Genomic DNA, 18,878 nt, shown 5'->3' on the forward strand with positions numbered 1-18,878 from the left:
GCCGGTCACAATGCCACGTACCGCTGCTCGCAGTACTCCTCGATCCCGGCCTCGCCGCCCTCCCGCCCGATGCCGGAGGACTTCACGCCGCCGAACGGCGCGCTCGCGTCGGAGACCATGCCGCGGTTGACGCCGAGCATGCCGGTCTCGACCTGCTCGGCCAGCCGCATGACCCGGCCGACGTCGCGGGTGTAGGCGTAGGCGACCAGGCCGTACTCGGTCGCGTTGGCCAGCCGCACGCCGTCCGCCTCGTCGCCGAAGGTCACGATCGGCGCCACCGGGCCGAAGATCTCCTCGGTCACGGCCCGGGCGTCCTCCGGCACGCGGTCCAGGACGGTCGGCGGGTAGAAGTAGCCGCGCCCGCCCGGCCGGTCGCCACCGGTGCGGACCCGCGCACCGGCGTCGGCTGCCTCGGTCACCACGTCGTCGACCCGCTCGACGGCCGACCGCTCGATCAGCGGGCCGACCGTCACGTCCGGCTCGGTGCCGTGGCCGACGACCAGCCGCTCGAACGCCGCCGTCAGGCGGTCCGCGAACTCCGCGGCGACGGACTCCTGCACCAGGAACCGGTTGGCCGCCACGCAGGTCTGCCCGGAGTTGCGCATCTTGGCGGCCACGGCGCCCTCGACCGCCGCGTCCAGGTCCGCGTCGTCGAAGACCAGGAACGGCGCGTTCCCGCCCAGCTCCATCGACGTGCGCAGCACGCCGTCGGCGGCCTGCCGGAGCAGCGTCCGGCCGACCTCCGTCGACCCGGTGAACGACAGCTTGCGCAGCCGCGGGTTCGCCAGCACCGGCTCGGTCAGCGCCCGGGACGACGACGTCGGCACCACGTTGACCACGCCCGCCGGCAGGTCGCGCGCGTCCAGCTCCGCCCGCAGCAGCTCGGCGAAGTAGGCCGTGGTGAGCGGCGTCAGCTGCGCGGGCTTGACCACCACCGGGCAGCCGGCCGCCAGGGCCGGGGCGACCTTGCGGGTGATCATCGCGATCGGGAAGTTCCACGGCGTGATCAGCAGGGCCGGGCCGACCGGGCGGCGGAGCACCAGCTGGTGGTGCGTGCCGGCCGGTGCGCGGCGGGCGAGCCCGTCCAGCCGGACGGCCTGCTCCGAGTACCAGCGCACGTACTCGGCGGCGTACTGCACCTCCGCGCGCGACTCGGCCAGCGGCTTGCCGCCCTCGGCGGTGATCAGCGCGGCCAGGTCCTCGGACCGGGCGACCATCGCGTCGAACAGCGACCGCAGCACGTCCGAGCGCACCCGCGGCGCGACGTCCCGCCAGGCGGGGAACGCCCGGTGCGCCGCGTCCAGCGCGGCCAGGCCGTCCTCGGGCGCGGCGTCGGCGACCTCGAACAGCACGTCCGTGGTGGCGGGGTCGGCCACGGGGAACGTGCCGCCGCCGGTGGCGTGCCGCCACTCGCCGTCGATCAGCAGGCCGGTCGGGGTGTGCGCGGCGACGTACGGCGGCAGCGGCGTGGTCATGGGCCCAGTGTCGACCCGGACCTCCCGGATCGGCACGCCGGATGCTGCCTACGATGGGGCCATGACGACCGCCGTGCCCGCCGCCCCGCCCGCGTCGACGCCCTACGAGGAGCTGCTCCGGCTGGTGCTCGCCACCGGCACCCCGAAGGGCGACCGCACCGGCACCGGGACCCGCAGCGTGTTCGGGCACCAGATGCGGTTCGACCTCACGCAGGGGTTCCCCCTGGTCACGACCAAGCGCGTGCACCTCAAGTCGGTGGTCGGCGAGCTGCTGTGGTTCCTGCGGGGCGACTCCAACGTGCGCTGGCTGCAGGAGAACGGCGTCAAGATCTGGGACGAGTGGGCCGACGAGGACGGCGAGCTGGGCCCGGTCTACGGGGTCCAGTGGCGGTCCTGGCCGACGCCCGACGGCGGGACGATCGACCAGCTCGCGCAGGTGCTCGACGCCCTGCGCGCCGACCCGGACTCCCGCCGGCACGTCGTGTCCGCGTGGAACGTCGCGGACATCCCGTCGATGGCGCTCGCCCCGTGCCACGCGTTCTTCCAGTTCTACGTGGCCGACGGGAAGCTCTCCTGCCAGCTGTACCAGCGGTCCGCCGACCTGTTCCTCGGCGTGCCGTTCAACATCGCCTCCTACGCGCTGCTGACGCACATGGTCGCGCAGCAGGTCGGGCTCGGGGTCGGCGACTTCGTCTGGACCGGCGGCGACTGCCACATCTACGACAACCACGTCGAGCAGGTCACCGAGCAGCTGACCCGGGAGCCGTACCCGTTCCCCACGCTGCGCCTGCGCAAGGCCGCGAGCCTCTTCGACTACACCTTCGACGACGTCGAGGTCCTCGACTACCGGCACCACCCGGCGATCAAGGCCCCCGTCGCGGTCTGAGCGCCCGCGCCCGGCGCACCGCCGGCCCTTTCTCGCGTCGCAGGCCGACGGATCGGCCGGCGACGCGAGGATGCGCCGGCGATCGCGTCCGTCAGGGCACGCCCAGCCAGCGCAGGCCCGCGGCCGTGACCGCCGCCACCAGGACCACGACGACGAACGGCGCGCGGAGCAGGAGCGCGACCGCGGCCACCACCAGCGCCGCCACGCGGGCGTCCAGCACCAGCGCGCCGTCGGTCGTGCCGGTCTGCACGGCGACCAGCGCGGCCAGCAGCGCGGCCGTGACCAGCGCCGCCGTGCGGGTCACCCGGGGTCGGGCGAGTACCCGCTCCGGGACGACGTGCCCGAGCACCTTGGTCGCCAGCACCACGACCGACGCCGCGAGCACGGCCCACCACACCGCCAGCCGGCTCACGGGGTCACCACCGGGTCGGCCGCGCCCACCGCGTCCTGGTCGTCCCCGGGCCGCTCCAGCGCCCCGACGACGACCGCGAGCGCCGCGGCGGCGAGCACCGGCACCCCGGCGGGCACGACCGGCGTGAGCGCCAGCGCGACCACCGCCGCCGCGACCGCGACCACCCGCACCGTGCGGACCGCCCGCGGGTCGCCGCCCGACAGCCGCGGCCAGAGCAGCGCCAGGAACGCCGCGGCCGCCGCGGCGTCCAGCCCGTACGCCCGCGGGTCGCCGAGCGCGTCGCCGAGCAGCGCCCCGAGCAGGGTGCAGGCGTTCCACAGCAGGAAGACGCCCGCGCCCGTCCACCAGAACCCCGCCCGGGCGGCGGCGCGGGTCGGCTGCGCCGTCGACACCGCGGTCGACTCGTCGATCGTCAGGTGCGCGGCGAGCAGCCGGCGCCAGCCGCCGGCACCCAGCAGCGGCGCCACCTGCACGCCGTAGAGCCCGTTGCGCGCGCCGAGCAGCCCGGCGGTGGCGACGACGGCGCCGACCGCACCGCCGGCGCCGACCACGCCCACGGCGGCGAACTGCGACCCGCCGCTGAACATCAGCAGGCTCAGCACCATCGTCTGCGGCAGGTCCAGGCCGGCGGCCACGGAGAGCGCCCCGAACGACACGCCGTACAGGCCGGTCGCCAGGGACACCGACAGCGCGGTCCGGACGGCGGCGCGCACCGCCGGGTCGGGCGCGCGGGACGGTGCGGGGGAGGGCGGCGGGGGAGGCACGGCACGAGGGTAGGTCCCCGCCGCGGGCACGCGCGGGCGGCCGTGGCCTGACCTCCCGGTGGACTGGTGGAACCGCAGGTGAACGACCCGGGAAGCCTGGCGGAACGTCGGCTCGAACGGCTCGATCCGGGTCGCGGGGCGGCGCAGAGTGGTCCGGGCCGCGACGGAGCGGGCCGTGCACCTGCCCCCTGAACGAAGCGGACACCTTCCCCGTGACCACTGCCGACGTCCTCGCCCCGCCACCGGCGGTCGCACCCCCGGGTGCGCCCCGCAGGCGCGGGGCCCTCCAGTCGCGCCGCCGCCGGTCGGCGCTGATCTGGTTCCTCCTGCTGGCCGGGCCCAACCTGGCCCTGCTGGTCGTGTTCGTCTACCGGCCGCTGATCCAGTCGTTCTACCTGTCCACGCTGCAGTGGAACCTCGGCTCGCCCGTCGCCCGCCAGATCGGCCTGGGCAACTACGTCGAGCTGTTCACCTCGCGCGGGTTCAGCCAGACGGTGACGACCACGGTGGTGTTCACCGTCGCGACGGTCGGCGGCGCCATGCTGCTGGGCCTGGGCCTGGCGGTGCTGCTCAACCAGAAGCTGAAGGGCCGCGGGTTCGCCCGGACGGTCGCGTTCGCCCCGTACGTGCTGTCCGGGTTCGCGGTGGGCATCCTCTGGCTGTTCATCTTCGACCCGCGCTACGGCCTGATGCGCGAGGTGCTCGGCTGGGTCGGCGCCACCTCGCCGCAGTGGTACACCGAGCGCCCCTGGCCGCTGGTCATGGTGATCGTCGTCTACCTGTGGAAGAACCTCGGGTACGTCGCCCTGATCTACCTGGCCGGCCTGCAGTCGGTGCCGCAGGACCTCAAGGACGCCGCGGCCCTCGACGGGGCCTCGCCGTTCCGGACGCTGCGGTCGGTCGTCCTGCCGCTGCTCACGCCGACGTCGTTCTTCCTGCTGGTCACGATGATGCTGGCGTCCCTGCAGTCCTTCGACATCATCAAGGCGATGACCCAGGGCGGACCGCTCGGGTCCACCACGACCCTCATGTACTCCGTGTACCAGGAGTCGTTCGTCAACGGCCGCGCCGGGTACGCCTCGGCCGTCGCCACGGTCCTGTTCCTCGTGCTGCTGGCGGTCACCGCGGTGCAGATGCGGTTCGTCCAGCGGAAGGTCCACTACGCATGAGCGTCCTGACGCCCCGGCGCGCCACCACGAGCGCGCCCGAGCAGCCCCCGGCCACGCCGAGCCACCGCGACATCCGGCCCAGCGCCGCGTCCTCGCGGCCCGGCCGCCGGCAGCGCCCGCACGTCGGCAGCTACGTCACGATGGTCCTGGCCACCGTGGTGCTCGGCGCCCCGCTGGTGTGGCTCTTCCTGGCCAGCCTGAAGACCCCGGCCGAGCTGTACCAGTTCCCGGTGCAGTGGCTGCCCGGCGCGCCGAGCCTGGACAACTACGCGCAGGCGGCGAGCACCGTCCCGCTGGGCCGCCTGCTGGCCAACAGCGTCGGCCTGACCGTCGTCGGCGCCGGCCTCAAGGTGATCCTGGGCCTCACCTGCGCCTACGCGCTGGTGTTCCTGGAGTTCCCGTTCAAGAAGGTCGTGTTCGGGCTGGTCATCGCGACGCTGATGATCCCGCCGCAGGTCACGATCATCCCGAACTACACCCTGGTGGCCGACCTCGGCTGGCTGAACACCTACCAGGGCATCCTCGTGCCCGGCCTGGCCAGCGCCTTCGGCACCTTCCTGTTCCGGCAGCACTTCCTGTCCCTGCCGGCCTCCATCCTCGAGGCCGCCGAGCTGGACGGTGCCGGGCACTGGCGCAAGCTCTGGCGGTTCGTCGTGCCGATGAGCGCACCGACCATCGCGGCGGTCACCCTCGTGTCCGTCGTCACCGAGTGGAACGACTACCTGTGGCCGTTCCTGGTGATCGACCGCGCCGACAAGATGACGCTGCCGATCGGCCTGACGCTGCTGCAGAACATCGACGGCCTGACCAACTGGGGCGTGCTGCTCGCCGCCACGGTGGTCGTCACCCTGCCGATCCTCCTGGTCTTCCTGGTCCTGCAGCGCCGTCTGGTCGACGGCCTCACCGCGGGTGCCGTCACCGGCTGACCCGCCCACCCACGGACCGGTCCGCCGGTCGCCTGAGACGGACGTGCCCCCGCACGCCGTCACCGCGCACCCGCCCGGGTGCCGAACCCCGAAGGAGCACCACCGTGTCCCACCCCCAGAGGCGTCGCCGCGGCCTGCCCGCCCTCGCCGCTGTCGTCGCCGGCACGACCCTCGCCCTGACCGCCTGCGGCGGCCCGAGCACTGCGGCCGGGTCCTCGGACTCCGAGTCGACCGCGTCGACGGACTGGTCGCAGGTCGAGCCCGCGTCCGAGATCACCTGGTGGAGCAACCACCCCGGCCAGTCCCAGGCCGTGGAGGAGGAGCTCATCGCCGCCTTCGAGGCGGAGAACCCCGACATCACGGTCAACCTGGTCACCGCCGGCGCGAACTACGACGAGGTCGCCCAGCGGTTCCAGGCCGCGTCGCAGACCGAGGAGAAGCCCGACCTGGTCATCGCCTCCGACGTCTGGTGGTTCCGCTACCACCTGAACGACCAGATCATGCCGCTCGACGACGTGTTCGAGTACCTGGACGCCGACGCCGAGGACCTGCAGCCGGGCCTGTACGGCGACTACGAGTACGACGGCCAGCACTGGGCCGCGCCGTACGCCCGCTCGACGCCGCTCTTCTACTACAACAAGACGATGTGGGAGGCCGCCGGCCTGCCCGACCAGGGCCCCGAGACCTGGGAGCAGCTCCAGGAGTGGAGCACCGCCCTCGAGGCCCAGGTGCCGGCGGAGGGCTCGCCCTTCGGCCTGTCGCTCGGCACGTCGTGGTCCGCCTGGTGGTTCGAGAACATGATCTGGGGCGCCGGCGGCCAGTACTCCGACGAGTTCGACGTGACCCTGGACTCGGAGGAGGCGCTCGCGGGCGGCGAGTTCCTGCGCGGCCTGTTCCACGGCGAGGACGCCATCGCGACCGTCTCGGCCGACGACTCGATGACCGACTTCGCGTCGGGCCTCATCGCCTCGACCATCGGCTCGACCGGCTCGCTCAAGGGTGCGCTGGACGCGGCGTCCTTCGAGGTCGGCACCGCGTACCTGCCGGACGGCCCCGCCGGTGGCGGCACCCCGACCGGTGGCACCGGCCTGGCGATCTCGTCCTCCAGCACGCCGGAGGAGCAGCTCGCCTCGGCGATGTTCCTGGAGTTCCTCACGAACACCGAGAACACCGCGACCTTCTCCCAGGCGACGGGCTACATGCCGGTCCGCACGTCGGCCGTCGAGTCCGACACCATGAAGGCCGTCTACGAGCAGTTCCCGCAGTTCCGCACCGCGGTGGACCAGCTCGCCGAGAAGGCGCGCCCGCAGGACTACATCCGCGTGTTCGTCCCCGGCGCCGACGCGCTGCTGACCGACGCGCTGGAGCAGATCGTCCTCGAGGGCACCGACCCGGCCGAGGCCTTCGGCTCGGTCACCCCGCAGATCGAGACGGCGTACGAGGAGAACGTGGAGCCGTACCTGTGACCGACACGGTCACCGGTCCGGTCGCCGGGGTCGCCCAGGAGGGCGGCCCCGGCGCCGGGGTCCCCGTCCCGCTCGTGGTCGCGCACCGCGGCAACTCGGCGGTCGCCCCGCAGAACACCCTCGCCGCCTTCGAGGCGGCGTGGCGCGCGGGCGCGCACAGCATCGAGATCGACATCCAGCCCACGGCCGACGGCCAGGTCGTCGTGATCCACGACGACACGGTCGACGCGACCACCGACGGGCAGGGCGTGGTCACCGAGATGACGCTCGACGCCGTCCGGGCGCTCGACGCGGGCTCGTGGTTCGCCGCGGCCTACGCCGGGCAGCAGGTGCCCACGTTCGCCGAGGTGCTGGAGCTGCTGGTCCGCCGTCCCGGCACCGACCTGCTGCTCGAGCTCAAGGGCCCGTGGACGACCGCGCAGGTGCGCCCCGTCGTCGCGGCGATCCACGCGGCCGGCCTGGCCGACCGGGTGATCGGCCAGAGCTTCTGGCCCGAGTCCGTCCGGGCGCTGGCCGAGGCGGACCCGGGGCTGCGCCGCGGGCTGCTCGTGTTCCAGGTGCCGGAGGACGCCGACGGCGGGACCGAGGCGCTGCTGGCGCTCGCGGCCGACCTCGGCGTCATGACGGTCAACCCCTACGGGCCGCTGCTGATCGCCCGGCCCGAGCTGGTCGAGCAGCTGCACGACGCCGGGCTGCAGGTCCAGGTCTGGACGCTCAACGAGCCGGACCACTGGGCCGCGGCGGTCGAGCTCGGGGTGGACGCGGTCATCACGGACCGCCCCGACCGGCTCGCGGGCTGGCTCGCCGCGCGGGCCTGACGCGGACGCGACACCCGCCACGGTGCCCGACCGCCGGGGCCGGCAGCCCTCCCGGGCCGCCGGCCCCGGCGGTCCTGCGCCTGGACGCCGGGCGCGGGGCAGCGGGGCGGGGCGGTACCGTGGGGGCCATGCTCCCCGCCACCCCGTCGCGTCCCTTCGGCGCGGTGCTCACCGCCATGGTGACGCCGATGCGGGAGGACGGCTCGGTCGACCTCGACGCCGCCGTCTCCCTGGCCACGCACCTGGTGGACCACGGGCACGACGGCCTGGTGCTCAACGGGACCACGGGCGAGTCGCCCACCACGCACGCGCCCGAGAAGGCCGAGCTGATCCGCGCCGTCGCCGGCGCGGTGGGGGACCGGGCCGCGGTCGTCGCGGGCGCCGGGTCCAACGACACGCTGCACGCCGTGCGGATGGCCGAGCAGGCCGCCGAGGCCGGCGCCGACGGCCTGCTGGTCGTCAGCCCGTACTACTCGCGGCCCTCCCAGGACGGCGTCGCGGCGCACATCACCGCCGTGGCCGACTCCACCCCGCTACCCGTCATGCTCTACGACGTGCCGGGGCGCACGGGCGTCCGGTTCGCCCAGCCGACGCTGGACGTCCTCGCCGCGCACGACCGCGTCGTCGCGATGAAGGACGCCACGGGCGACCTGTACGCCGCCGCGACGGCCGCCGCCCGCACCGGGCTGGCCTGGTACAGCGGCGACGACTCGCTCTACCTGCCGTTCCTCGCGCACGGCGCGGCCGGCATCGTCAGCGTGGTCGGCCACGTGGCCGGCCCGCAGCTCGCCGCGATGACGGCGGCGCACGACGCGGGCGACCACGCCCGTGCCCTCCAGATCTTCCTGTCGATCGCACCGGCGATCGACGCGCTGAACGGCCAGGGGTTCCAGGCGGTCGCGGCCAAGGCCGCCGTCTGGTCCCTCGGTCTGATCCCGTCCCGACACCTGCGGCTGCCCAACGTCGCCGCCTCGGACGAGCACGTCGAGCTGGTGCGCGCGGGGCTCCGCGCCGCGGGCCTCGCCGACGTCCTCGCCGCTGTGCACCACTGACCCAGGAGAAGCATGTCCCACCCGCACCCCGACCTCGCCCTGCCGCCCGCCCTGCCCGAGGGCGCCCTGCGCATCGTGGCCCTCGGCGGGCTCGGCGAGGTCGGCCGCAACATGGCCGTCCTCGAGTACGGCGGCCGCCTGCTCATCATCGACTGCGGCGTCCTGTTCCCCGAGGACCACCAGCCCGGCGTCGACCTGATCCTCCCGGACTTCGACTACATCGCCGACCGCCTGGACGACGTCGACGGCATCGTGCTCACCCACGGGCACGAGGACCACATCGGCGCGGTGCCCTACCTGCTGCGGCTGCGCAAGGACATCCCGCTGATCGGCTCGCGGCTCACGCTCGCGTTCGTCGAGGCGAAGCTCAAGGAGCACCGGATCACCCCGCACACGCTCGTGGTGGCCGAGGGGCAGACCGAGCAGATCGGCGCGTTCTCCTGCGAGTTCGTCGCGGTGAACCACTCCATCCCGGACGCGCTCGCCGTCGCCGTGACCACCCCCGCCGGCACCGTCCTGCACACCGGCGACTTCAAGATGGACCAGCTGCCGCTGGACGGCCGGATCACCGACCTGCGCGCCTTCGCGCGGCTCGGCGAGCAGGGCGTCGACCTGTTCATGGTGGACTCCACCAACGCCGAGGTCCCCGGGTTCGTCACGCCCGAGCGGGACATCGGCCCCGTGCTGGACGGCGTGTTCGCGACCTCCGCGCGCAAGATCGTCGTCGCGTCGTTCTCCTCGCACGTGCACCGCGTGCAGCAGGTGCTGGACGCCGCCGCCGCGCACGACCGCAAGGTCGCCCTGGTCGGCCGGTCGATGGTGCGCAACATGACCATCGCGGCCGAGCTCGGCTACCTCAAGGTGCCCGAGGGCGTGCTCGTCGACCAGAAGCGGATGGGCGACATCCGCGACGACGAGCTCGTGCTCATGTGCACCGGCTCGCAGGGCGAGCCCATGGCCGCGCTGTCCCGGATCGCCAACAACGACCACAAGATCTCGGTCGGCCTCGGCGACACCGTGATCCTCGCGTCGTCCCTGATCCCGGGCAACGAGAACGCGGTCTACCGGGTCATCAACGGCCTGACCCGGCTGGGCGCCCGCGTCGTGCACGGCGGCAACGCCAAGGTGCACGTCTCCGGCCACGCCAGCGCCGGCGAGCTCCTGTACTGCTACAACATCCTCAAGCCGCGGAACGTCATGCCCGTGCACGGCGAGGTCCGGCACCTCGTGGCCAACGGCGCCCTCGCCGTGAAGTCGGGCGTGCCCGCCGACCGCGTCGTGCTGGCCGAGGACGGCGTCGTGGTCGACCTGGTCGACGGCCGGGCGAGCGTCGTCGGCGCCGTGCCGTGCGGCTACGTGTTCGTCGACGGCTCCAGCGTCGGCCACATCACCGAGACCGACCTCAAGGACCGCCGGATCCTGTCCGACGAGGGCTTCATCTCGATCTTCGCCGTGGTCAGCTCGACCGACGGCAAGGTGCTCGTCGCCCCGCAGATCCACGCCCGCGGGTTCGCCGAGGACAGCAAGGTGTTCGACGGCATCCTCCCGGACGTCGTCGCCGCGCTCGAGGACGCGACCCGCTCGGGCGCCGTCGACACGCAGCAGCTGCAGCAGGTCGTGCGCCGCGTCGTCGGCCGCTGGGTGTCCAACCGCCTGCGCCGCCGGCCGATGATCATCCCGGTGGTCGTCGAGGCCTGACCCGCCCGCCCGCGCTCCGGCCCGGTCCCGCTCGCCCCTCGCGGCGCGCGCGACCGGGCCGTCGCCGTCCGGGCGCCGGCCGATCGGCGCCCGGGACGCCACCCGCTCGGCGCGACGCCGCCCCGCCACCGGCGCGCGCCGCCGCCCGTTCGCCAGGTCGTCATACGCGGGTGAGGTCGTCACTCCTGCATGACGACCTCGCCCATGTCTGACGACCTCGGCGCCCGATGTCCCGGCGCCCGGTGTCCCGGCGTCCGGCGTCGGGAGGTCAGGCCGGGTCGGCGCCGCGGAACGCCGCGAGGCGCGCGTGCTGCTCGGCCACCGCCGCCTCCAGGCCGGCGTCCCACGGGACCCACGGGTCGAGCTCGAGGGCCAGGCGACGGCCCCGGGCCCGCGGGCGCCAGGTGCCGACCAGCTCGCCGTCCGCGAGCACGACGCCCGGCCGGCCCAGCACGGGCCACAGCGCCTTGCGCCGTGCGGGGTCCGGCACGACCACCTCCCGGTCGCGGGCCTGCAGCAGCAGGTCGTACGGGCCGAGCAGCCGGACCACCCGCTCGTCCCCGCGGTCGGCCGCGTCCCGCAGCAGGGGCAGGTCCTCCGGCAGCACCGCGGCCGGGTCGCCCGGGCGGTCGTCGCCGGCCACGTGCACCGGCACCGCGTCCGCGGGCCACCGCCGGCGCACGTCGGGCAGCGGCGCGTCCAGGAACGTGGCCACGTCCTTCGGGCGCGCGGGTCCGAGCAGGTGCAGCACGCCCCGGACCAGGTCGAACGCACCGTCGTCCCCGTCCGTGGCGTCGTCCCGCTCGACCGCCCCGACCTGCCCGGCCGGGAACCGCGGGATCCGGCGCAGCACCGGGGGAGAGGTGTCCGGCTCCAGCTCCAGCCCGCCGTGCAGCGCCGCGAGCCGGAACGGCATCTCCCACATGTGCGTCACGCCGCACCCGCGGCACCAGCGCAGGTAGGGCTCGGTGAGCTCCTGCGTCATCCGGGTGGACACGCTGCCCTTGTCCATCGGCTCCGTCACGACGTCCCGCATGGTGCGGGCGGCGTGCGCCAGTGCGTCCACGGGGCGCAGGTCCGCCGCGCGCAGCGGCTTCGCGGCGTCGTAGATCCGCTTGCCCGCGTCGGCGTCGGAGTACGGCCGCACCGCCCGCTGCACCGCGGGCAGGTCGGCCCGCCGGTACGCGTGCGGGGCGCCCCGGACGGTCCAGGCGAGCGCGAGGTCGTCCGGCCAGTCGTGCGCGGCGACGGGCACGCCGCGCAGCGCGAGCGCCCAGAGAGCGCCGTCGGGTCCCGTGTCCTGCACCCCCAGGTCGAGCACCGTCGCGTCGGTGACCGCGCGGCCCGGGTCGTGGGCGCGGTCGAGCTGCTGCACCCGCAGGCGGTACCGGAGGACCTGGTCGACGGTGACGGCCGACGGGTGCACCGAGGCGTCGCGCTGGCTCATCACCCCACGGTGCCACGGCCCTCCGACAGCGCGCCCGGTCCCGCGGTGCCCGGGCCCGGTCCCGCTGCGAGCACGGCGGGGCCGGCGGCACGCAGGACGGCGGTGTACCGGGCGGCCTGCTCGGCGGGCGTCCCGGGCAGCAGGCCGTCCAGCTCGAGCTCGACGAGGCCGTGCACGAGGGCCCACAGGCCCAGCGCGGGCTCGCGCGCGTCCGGTGCCGCCGGCGCGTCCTGCCCGTGCGCGAGGACGCGGCGGACGCCGTCCTCCAGCGCGGCGAAGGACCTGCTCTGCGTCGCTGCCTCGCGCCCTGGGTCCTGCGCCCCGGCGCCGCTGGTGCTGAACATGACCCGGTACAGCCGCGGGTGGGTCAGCGCGTGCTCCCGGTACGCGAGCCCCAGCGCGAGCAGGTCCGCGCGCGGGTCGTCGGTCCGGGGGACCTCCGCGAGGTGCGCTGCGAACCCGGCGAACGCCGCATCACCGACCGCGCGCACCAGGGCCGCGCGCCCGCCGAACAACGAGTACACCGCGGACGCCGAGGTGCCGGCGCGCTCCGCCACGTCCCGCACGGTCACGCCGCTCGTCCCGGCGGTCGCGACGGCCTCCGCGGCGACCTGGAGCAGGCGGTCCCGCAGGGCGTCGTCGTGCAGCCGGGGTCGCGCCATGTCGGCCGAGTGTACGCACTTGACCCGGGGTTGCCGAACGCTGTTCCATAACAGTGTTCGCATTGGTGGTCGACGGCAGGGGCGCAGCATGCTGGAGCTGACGGAGGCGGCGCGGGTCACGGCGGGCGTCGTCGCGCTGACGGTCGTGGCCGTGGAGTCGGGCGGGTTCTTCCTGCTGCGGGTGGTCACCGGTCGCGAGCAGGCCACGGACCTGCAGCGGTCCTTCTACCGGGCCGGTCACGCGCACGCCGGCGTGCTGGTCACGCTCGGGCTCGTCTGCCTGCTGCTCGGCGAGGCGACCGACCTGGCCGGCTTCTGGCGGTGGCTCGCGCAGACCGGGGTGCTGGTCGGCGCCGTGCTGCTGCCCGCCGGGTTCTTCCTGTCCGCGACCGGACGCGGCCGGACCCGCCCGAACCGGCTCGTCGTGCTCCTGCCGGCGGGCGCCCTCGCGATCGCGGCCGGCGTGACCACCCTCGGCGTCGGGCTGCTGTCCGCGTGACCGGCGGTACCCACGGGCTGTGTCGCCCGTCACCGACACGCGTCCCACCGGCGCGCGCTCCCCGCCGGGACCGGCCGTGCCCGCTACCGTGAGGACCATGGCCGCCCGTCCGTCCTCGACCGCCACCCGTGGTGCCGCGCCGTCCGCGCGCGCCCGCACGGCGGCGCCGGCCGGGCGCGCGAGCGGTGCCCGCGGTGCCACGCCGCCGCCCCCGACCCGGCCCGCCCTGCCGCTGCGCATCATCCGCGGCGTCTGGATGGGCTGCGCCCACGTCGTCGGCGGTGCGGCGCGCCGCGTCGGCCACGGCGCGCGCGACCTCGACCCGGCGCTGCGCCGGGACGGTGCCGCGTTCTTCCTGATCGCGCTGGCCATCGTCGTGGCCGCCCGCGAGTGGTGGGGGCTGGACGGCATGGCGGGCGACGCCGTGCACGTCGTGGTCGCCGGCACGTTCGGCCGGGTCTCCGTCGCGGTGCCCGTCGCCCTGGTCGGCCTCGCGGTCCGCCTCATGCGGCACCCCGAGCGGAACCAGGCGAACTCCCGGATCGGCATCGGCGTCACCGCCATCACGCTGGCGGCCTGCGCGCTGGTGCACGTGCAGCAGGACCTGCCCGCCCCGTCCGGCGGGTTCGAGGCCGTGCGCGACGCCGGCGGCATCGTCGGCTACCTGGTCGGCACGCCGCTGGTCAGCCTGGTCACCGCGTGGGCGGCCGTGCCGCTGCTGGTGCTGCTGGCGTTCTTCGGCGTGCTGGTCGTCACCGCCACCCCCGTGAACCAGATCGGCCCGCGGCTGCGCGACGTCTACGACCGACTCACCGGCAACCACCGGGACGCCGAGGCCGAGGTTGAGGACGACGACGCGCCGCTGATCATCAACGCCGGCCACACCGCCATCGAGGAGCCGCCGGCCAAGCCGGCCCGGCGCGGCCTGCTCGGCAAGCGCAGGAAGGACCGCGACGCGGACGCCGGCGAGGACCCCCTGCTGGACGGCTACGCGGGCGACGAGGCGTTCGAGCGCGCGGCGTACGTCGAGCGCCGGCGCCGCGAGGAGGAGGAGGCGACCGCCGTCCTCGCCGCGGAGGAGCTGGCTGCGGCCGAGGCCACCGGCACCGCCCCCACGCAGGCCGTGACCGCCGTCGGCGACCTCGCGGGCACTGCGGGGGCCGCCGGCGCCCCGGTTCCCGCCGCCACGCCGCGGCCCGAGCCCGTCGCGCCCCCGACCACCGGGGTGCCGCGCGGCGAGCAGCCGATGCTCGAGGGCGACGTGCTCTACACGATGCCCAGCGAGGACGTGCTGGCCAAGGGTGCGCCGCACAAGGTGCGCTCCGCCGCGAACGACCGCGTCGTCGAGGCGCTCACCGGCGTGCTGGAGAACTTCGAGATCAACGCCCAGGTCACCGGCTTCACCCGCGGGCCGACGGTCACGCGGTACGAGGTCGAGCTCGGCAAGGGCGTCAAGGTCGAGCGCGTCACGGCGCTGAGTAAGAACATCGCCTACGCGGTGGCCAGCGCGGACGTCCGCATCCTGTCGCCGATCCCCGGCAAGTCGGCCATCGGCATCGAGATCCCGAACACCGACCGCGAGACGGTGTCGCTCGGCGACGTCCTGCGGTCCAGCGCGGCGCGCCGCACCGAGCACCCGATGGTCATCGGCGTCGGCAAGGACGTCGAGGGCGGGTACGTCACCGCGAACCTGGCCAAGATGCCGCACATGCTGGTCGCCGGTGCGACCGGCGCGGGCAAGTCGTCCTTCGTGAACTCGATGATCGTCTCGATCCTCATGCGCGCGACGCCGGACCAGGTGCGCATGGTGCTGGTCGACCCCAAGCGCGTCGAGCTCACGGTCTACGAGGGCATCCCGCACCTGATCACCCCGATCATCACCAACCCGAAGAAGGCCGCCGAGGCCCTCGAGTGGGTGGTGCGGGAGATGGAGGCGCGGTACGACGACCTCGCCATGTTCGGGTTCAAGCACATCGACGACTTCAACGTCGCGGTCAAGGCCGGCAAGGTGAAGCCGCTGCCGGGCTCCGAGCGCAAGATCGCCGCGTACCCGTACCTGCTGGTGATCGTGGACGAGCTGGCCGACCTCATGATGGTCGCACCGCGCGACGTCGAGGCGTCGATCCAGCGCATCACGCAGCTGGCACGCGCCGCCGGCATCCACCTGGTGCTCGCGACCCAGCGGCCGTCGGTCGACGTCGTCACCGGCCTCATCAAGGCCAACGTGCCGTCCCGGCTGGCGTTCGCCACCTCGTCGCTGACGGACTCCCGCGTCGTGCTGGACCAGCCGGGCGCCGAGAAGCTGATCGGGCAGGGCGACGCGCTGTTCCTGCCGATGGGCGCGGCCAAGCCGATGCGCACGCAGGGCGCCTGGGTCTCCGAGAGCGAGATCCACGCCGTCGTGCAGCACGTGAAGACCCAGCTCAAGCCGGTCTACCGCGAGGACGTCGCCGTCGCCGCGGTCAAGAAGCAGGTCGACGAGGACATCGGCGACGACCTGGACCTGCTGCTGCAGGCGGCCGAGCTCGTGGTGACCTCGCAGTTCGGGTCGACGTCGATGCTGCAGCGCAAGCTGCGGGTCGGGTTCGCGAAGGCCGGCCGGCTGATGGACCTGCTGGAGTCGCGGGAGATCGTCGGCCCCTCCGAGGGGTCCAAGGCCCGCGACGTGCTGGTGCAGCCGGACGATCTGCCCGGGACCCTGGCGATGCTGCGCGGCGAGCCCGAGCCGCAGGCCGCCGAGGACAACCGGTACGCGGCCCCGGAGGGCCGGATGCCGGGCGAGCCGCCCGAGGCCGTCGACTACCACGACGACGCCGACGACCTGCGCTGACGCCCACCCCGGCCCCGGCCGCGTGACCGCCCGGGCTGAGCCCGGGACCCCGGGCACGTAGGCTGTCGGGGTGACTCGCCCCTCGCCGATGAACGTCGCCAACGTCGTGACGGTGCTCCGCATCGCCGTCGTGCCGTTCTTCGCGTGGGCGCTGCTCGTCGACGACGGGCAGGACGTCACCTGGCGGCTCGTCGCGACCGGGATGTTCGTCCTCGCCGCCGCCACCGACCGGCTCGACGGGTACCTGGCCCGGCGCCTCGGGCTGGTGACCGACCTGGGCAAGCTGCTCGACCCGATCGCCGACAAGGCGCTGATCGGTGCGGGGCTCATCGGCCTGTCGATCATCGGCGACCTCAGCTGGTGGGTCACGGGGGCGATCCTCGTGCGCGAGCTCGGGATCACGGTGATGCGGTTCTTCCTGCTCCGGTACCTGGTGCTCCCGGCGTCGCGCGGCGGCAAGATCAAGACCGTGCTGCAGTCCGTGGCGCTCGGGGTCTACCTGCTGCCGCTCAGCCACCTGCCCGCCTGGGTGACGGTGGTCGCGAGCGTCCTGATGGGCGTCGCCGTGGTCGTCACCCTGGTCACCGGCCTAGACTACGTGCGCACGGCGGTCCGGGTGCACCGGGAGCACACGGCGGGCGGCACGTCCGAGGTCGCCCGGCACGCCGCAGCCACGGGGACCACGTCGCCGCACGCCGACGGGACGGGTCCGGGGCCCGACGCGCTCACGTCGCCGCGATGACGGCAGCGGGTGCGGGGGAGGCCGCGGCGCTGCTCGACGCGCTGCGCGAGCGCGGCTGGTCGCTCGCCACCGCCGAGTCGCTGACCGGCGGGCAGCTCGCGGCGACGGTCGTCGACGTCCCCGGGGCGTCGCGGTCGATGCGCGGCGGCGTCGTCGCCTACGCCACGGACGTCAAGCGCACGGTGCTCGGCGTGGACGCCGACCTGCTCGCGGCGCACGGCGCCGTGCACCCCGAGGTGGCCCGCCAGATGGCCGAGCGGGTGCGCGGGGTGCTCGGCGCCGACGTCGGGCTGTCGACCACCGGCGTCGCCGGACCGGACCGGCAGGACGGGTTTTCACCCGGGACGGTGCACGTCGCCGTCGCGACCCCGCGGGGGACCGTCGTGCGCACCCTGGCGCTGGCCGGCGACCGGGCCGCGATCCGCACCGCCACCTGCGTCGCCGTGCTCCGCGAGGCGGCGGCCGCGGTGCGACCGGACGCACCCGCGTGACGGCCGGGAACACCGGGGCACCCGGGCGCGTTGGAAGACACGTGATCAACACCAGTCCGTCCACCCGTCCTGGCGCTGCCCGTCGGGGCGGCGACCTGTACGGTGGGAGCCTCCCGACGCGGGGCCACAAGGGTGCCGCAGTCGCACGGACCGTCCCCGCGGGGGCGCCGGCGGCTCGGCAGGAGCAGGATCGAGACACGAGAGGGGGACGCCAGATGGTCGTGTTGCGCCGTGAGATCGGTGATGTGCTGCGGGATGCCCGCCAGCGGCAGGGACGCACCCTGCGCGAGGTGTCCTCCGCCGCCCGCGTGTCGCTGGGATACCTCAGCGAGGTCGAGCGCGGTCAGAAGGAGGCGTCCTCCGAGCTGCTCGCCAGCATCTGCGAGGCGCTCGCCGTCCCCATGTCGGTCGTCCTCCGTGAGGTGAGCGACCGCATCGCGGTGGCCGAGGGTCTGCTGATCCCCGACACCGTCCCCGCCGACCTCGCGTCGGCCCTCGGTGGCCAGGACGGTTCCTGGTCCCGTCGTCGTCCGGAGCTCGCCCCCATCGGCTGAGCCTCCCGGAGGACCCCCACCACGACACCGGCCACGCCCGGTCGTCCCGCCCTCGCTCGGCGGACGGCCGGGCGTCGCCGCGTCCGGGGGCGTCCGGCGCGCCCGGCCGGGCGGGCCGGCGCCCGCGGTGCTGCGCGGTGCTGGGCGGTCAGGTAGCGGGCAGCGGCGGCCGCTGGCACACCCCGCAGAAGTACGCCGGCCGCTCGGTCGGCGGGTGCCCCGCCAGCCCGCGGCGCACGGGTGCGCCGCACCGCCGGCACGGCTCCTTCAGCCGGCCGTGCACCCAGGTGTTCCGGCCGCGGTAGACCTCGCCGGTCGTGGACGGCAGCGACGTCCCGACCGACCGGAGCATGATGGCGCGGGCCACGCGGAGCAGCCGGGTCGGGTCGGGCACCTCGTCCGCGGGCGTCCACGGCCAGATCCGCTCCAGGAACAGCGAGTCGGCCATGTAGATGGTGCCGATCCCCGCCACGACGGTCTGGTCCAGCAGCACCTCGCACACCGGCGTGCTGCCCCGCGCCGCCCACCGGCGCAGCACCTCGGGGATCCCCGCTGTCTCGAAGTCCTCGGCGAGCAGGTCGGGGCCGAGGTGCCCGATCAGCGTGTGCTCGTCGCGGGTCGGCACCACGTCGAGCATGCCGATCAGCTCGCCCACCGCCGTCCACGTGGCGTTCGCGAGCACGGCCCGCACGACGTGGCCGCCCGCGTGGGCGCCGGGGGACCCGGTCCGGGCGACGCGCCAGGACCCGTCCATCCGCAGGTGCGTGTGCAGGGTGCGGCCGTCGTCGAACCGGGTGAGCAGGTGCTTGCCGTAGGACTTGGTCACCAGGACCGTGCTCCCCACCCAGTCGACGGTCGCCGCCGACGGCCAGCGCAGCTCGCTCCGGACGATCTCGCGGCCGGCCAGCGCCTCGTTCAGCCGCCGCGCGGTACGCGCCAGGATGTCGCCCTCAGGCACGGGTCTCCGCCGGCGTCGTGCGGATCGCC

General features: G+C 74.6%; 18 protein-coding genes. 12 read left to right on the forward strand and 6 right to left on the reverse strand.

What is annotated here, in order from left to right:
* Nucleotides 1–5 precede the first annotated feature (5 nt).
* Complete coding sequence (locus AC1050_RS15400; protein WP_482388279.1) at nucleotides 6–1,475, reverse strand: NAD-dependent succinate-semialdehyde dehydrogenase; 1,470 nt, start codon at nucleotides 1,473–1,475, stop codon at nucleotides 6–8.
* 61 nt (nucleotides 1,476–1,536) lie between these two features.
* Between AC1050_RS15400 and AC1050_RS15405 the strand changes: the two genes are divergently transcribed.
* Complete coding sequence (locus AC1050_RS15405) at nucleotides 1,537–2,361, forward strand: thymidylate synthase (protein WP_482388280.1); 825 nt, start codon at nucleotides 1,537–1,539, stop codon at nucleotides 2,359–2,361.
* Nucleotides 2,362–2,452: 91 nt separating this feature from the next.
* On the opposite strand, the gene AC1050_RS15410 is transcribed toward AC1050_RS15405, so the two are convergent.
* A complete protein-coding gene (locus AC1050_RS15410) occupies nucleotides 2,453–2,773 on the reverse strand; it encodes an AzlD domain-containing protein (protein ID WP_482388281.1) in 321 nt (106 codons plus the stop codon).
* The gene (locus AC1050_RS15415; RefSeq protein ID WP_482388282.1) at nucleotides 2,770–3,537 is read right to left on the reverse strand and encodes an AzlC family ABC transporter permease; all 768 of its coding nucleotides are present in this window, start codon (nucleotides 3,535–3,537) and stop codon (nucleotides 2,770–2,772) included. The genes AC1050_RS15410 and AC1050_RS15415 overlap by 4 nt, the downstream gene beginning before the upstream one ends.
* 212 nt (nucleotides 3,538–3,749) lie before the next feature.
* Here AC1050_RS15415 and AC1050_RS15420 point away from each other — a divergent pair, with 212 nt between their 5' ends.
* From AC1050_RS15420 to AC1050_RS15445, 6 genes are all read left to right on the forward strand, one after another.
* Nucleotides 3,750–4,706 (forward strand): carbohydrate ABC transporter permease, encoded by a 957-nt coding sequence (locus tag AC1050_RS15420; protein WP_482388283.1) that lies wholly within the window; start codon nucleotides 3,750–3,752, stop codon nucleotides 4,704–4,706.
* The gene (locus AC1050_RS15425; protein ID WP_482388284.1) at nucleotides 4,703–5,632 is read left to right on the forward strand and encodes a carbohydrate ABC transporter permease; all 930 of its coding nucleotides are present in this window, start codon (nucleotides 4,703–4,705) and stop codon (nucleotides 5,630–5,632) included. The genes AC1050_RS15420 and AC1050_RS15425 overlap by 4 nt, the downstream gene beginning before the upstream one ends.
* Before the next feature lie 104 nt (nucleotides 5,633–5,736).
* The gene (locus AC1050_RS15430) at nucleotides 5,737–7,098 is read left to right on the forward strand and encodes an ABC transporter substrate-binding protein (protein WP_482388285.1); all 1,362 of its coding nucleotides are present in this window, start codon (nucleotides 5,737–5,739) and stop codon (nucleotides 7,096–7,098) included.
* The gene (locus AC1050_RS15435; protein ID WP_482388286.1) at nucleotides 7,095–7,916 is read left to right on the forward strand and encodes a glycerophosphodiester phosphodiesterase; all 822 of its coding nucleotides are present in this window, start codon (nucleotides 7,095–7,097) and stop codon (nucleotides 7,914–7,916) included. Before AC1050_RS15430 ends, AC1050_RS15435 begins: the two co-directional genes overlap by 4 nt.
* A 128-nt stretch (nucleotides 7,917–8,044) precedes the next feature.
* On the forward strand, nucleotides 8,045–8,968 hold the full coding sequence (dapA, locus tag AC1050_RS15440; RefSeq protein ID WP_482388287.1) for a 4-hydroxy-tetrahydrodipicolinate synthase: 924 nt from the start codon (nucleotides 8,045–8,047) through the stop codon (nucleotides 8,966–8,968).
* A 12-nt stretch (nucleotides 8,969–8,980) separates the two neighbouring features.
* Nucleotides 8,981–10,666 carry a ribonuclease J gene (locus tag AC1050_RS15445; protein ID WP_482388288.1) on the forward strand — a complete coding sequence of 562 codons (1,686 nt, stop codon included), beginning with the start codon at nucleotides 8,981–8,983 and terminating at the stop codon, nucleotides 10,664–10,666.
* Nucleotides 10,667–10,934: 268 nt separating this feature from the next.
* Here AC1050_RS15445 and AC1050_RS15450 read toward each other — a convergent pair whose 3' ends face one another.
* Both AC1050_RS15450 and AC1050_RS15455 read right to left on the reverse strand, forming a co-directional pair.
* Entirely contained in the window at nucleotides 10,935–12,113 is a 1,179-nt protein-coding gene (locus AC1050_RS15450) for a DNA glycosylase AlkZ-like family protein (protein ID WP_482388289.1), read from the reverse strand.
* Entirely contained in the window at nucleotides 12,113–12,775 is a 663-nt protein-coding gene (locus AC1050_RS15455; RefSeq protein ID WP_482388290.1) for a TetR/AcrR family transcriptional regulator, read from the reverse strand. Before AC1050_RS15455 ends, AC1050_RS15450 begins: the two co-directional genes overlap by 1 nt.
* 88 nt (nucleotides 12,776–12,863) lie before the next feature.
* On the opposite strand from AC1050_RS15455, the gene AC1050_RS15460 reads away from it, so the two are divergent.
* The 5 genes from AC1050_RS15460 (at nucleotide 12,864) to AC1050_RS15480 (ending at nucleotide 17,891) form a co-directional block, all read left to right on the forward strand.
* Nucleotides 12,864–13,274: a hypothetical protein gene (locus AC1050_RS15460; protein WP_482388291.1), complete on the forward strand. Its 411-nt coding sequence runs from the start codon at nucleotides 12,864–12,866 to the stop codon at nucleotides 13,272–13,274.
* 97 nt (nucleotides 13,275–13,371) lie between these two features.
* Complete coding sequence (locus AC1050_RS15465; RefSeq protein ID WP_482388292.1) at nucleotides 13,372–16,104, forward strand: FtsK/SpoIIIE family DNA translocase; 2,733 nt, start codon at nucleotides 13,372–13,374, stop codon at nucleotides 16,102–16,104.
* Nucleotides 16,105–16,192: 88 nt separating this feature from the next.
* A complete protein-coding gene (pgsA, locus tag AC1050_RS15470) occupies nucleotides 16,193–16,846 on the forward strand; it encodes a CDP-diacylglycerol--glycerol-3-phosphate 3-phosphatidyltransferase (protein ID WP_482388407.1) in 654 nt (217 codons plus the stop codon).
* Nucleotides 16,843–17,337 carry a CinA family protein gene (locus AC1050_RS15475; protein ID WP_482388293.1) on the forward strand — a complete coding sequence of 165 codons (495 nt, stop codon included), beginning with the start codon at nucleotides 16,843–16,845 and terminating at the stop codon, nucleotides 17,335–17,337. The genes pgsA and AC1050_RS15475 overlap by 4 nt, the downstream gene beginning before the upstream one ends.
* A gap of 215 nt (nucleotides 17,338–17,552) precedes the next feature.
* Nucleotides 17,553–17,891, forward strand: coding sequence for a helix-turn-helix domain-containing protein (locus AC1050_RS15480; RefSeq protein WP_482388294.1), 339 nt, complete (start codon nucleotides 17,553–17,555; stop codon nucleotides 17,889–17,891).
* A 148-nt stretch (nucleotides 17,892–18,039) separates the two neighbouring features.
* Here AC1050_RS15480 and AC1050_RS15485 read toward each other — a convergent pair whose 3' ends face one another.
* Nucleotides 18,040–18,849, reverse strand: a complete 810-nt coding sequence (locus tag AC1050_RS15485; RefSeq protein ID WP_482388295.1) for a DNA-formamidopyrimidine glycosylase family protein — start codon at nucleotides 18,847–18,849, stop codon at nucleotides 18,040–18,042.
* Nucleotides 18,850–18,878 lie beyond the last annotated feature (29 nt).

The organism is Cellulomonas sp. NEAU-ZC6 (assembly GCF_056844425.1).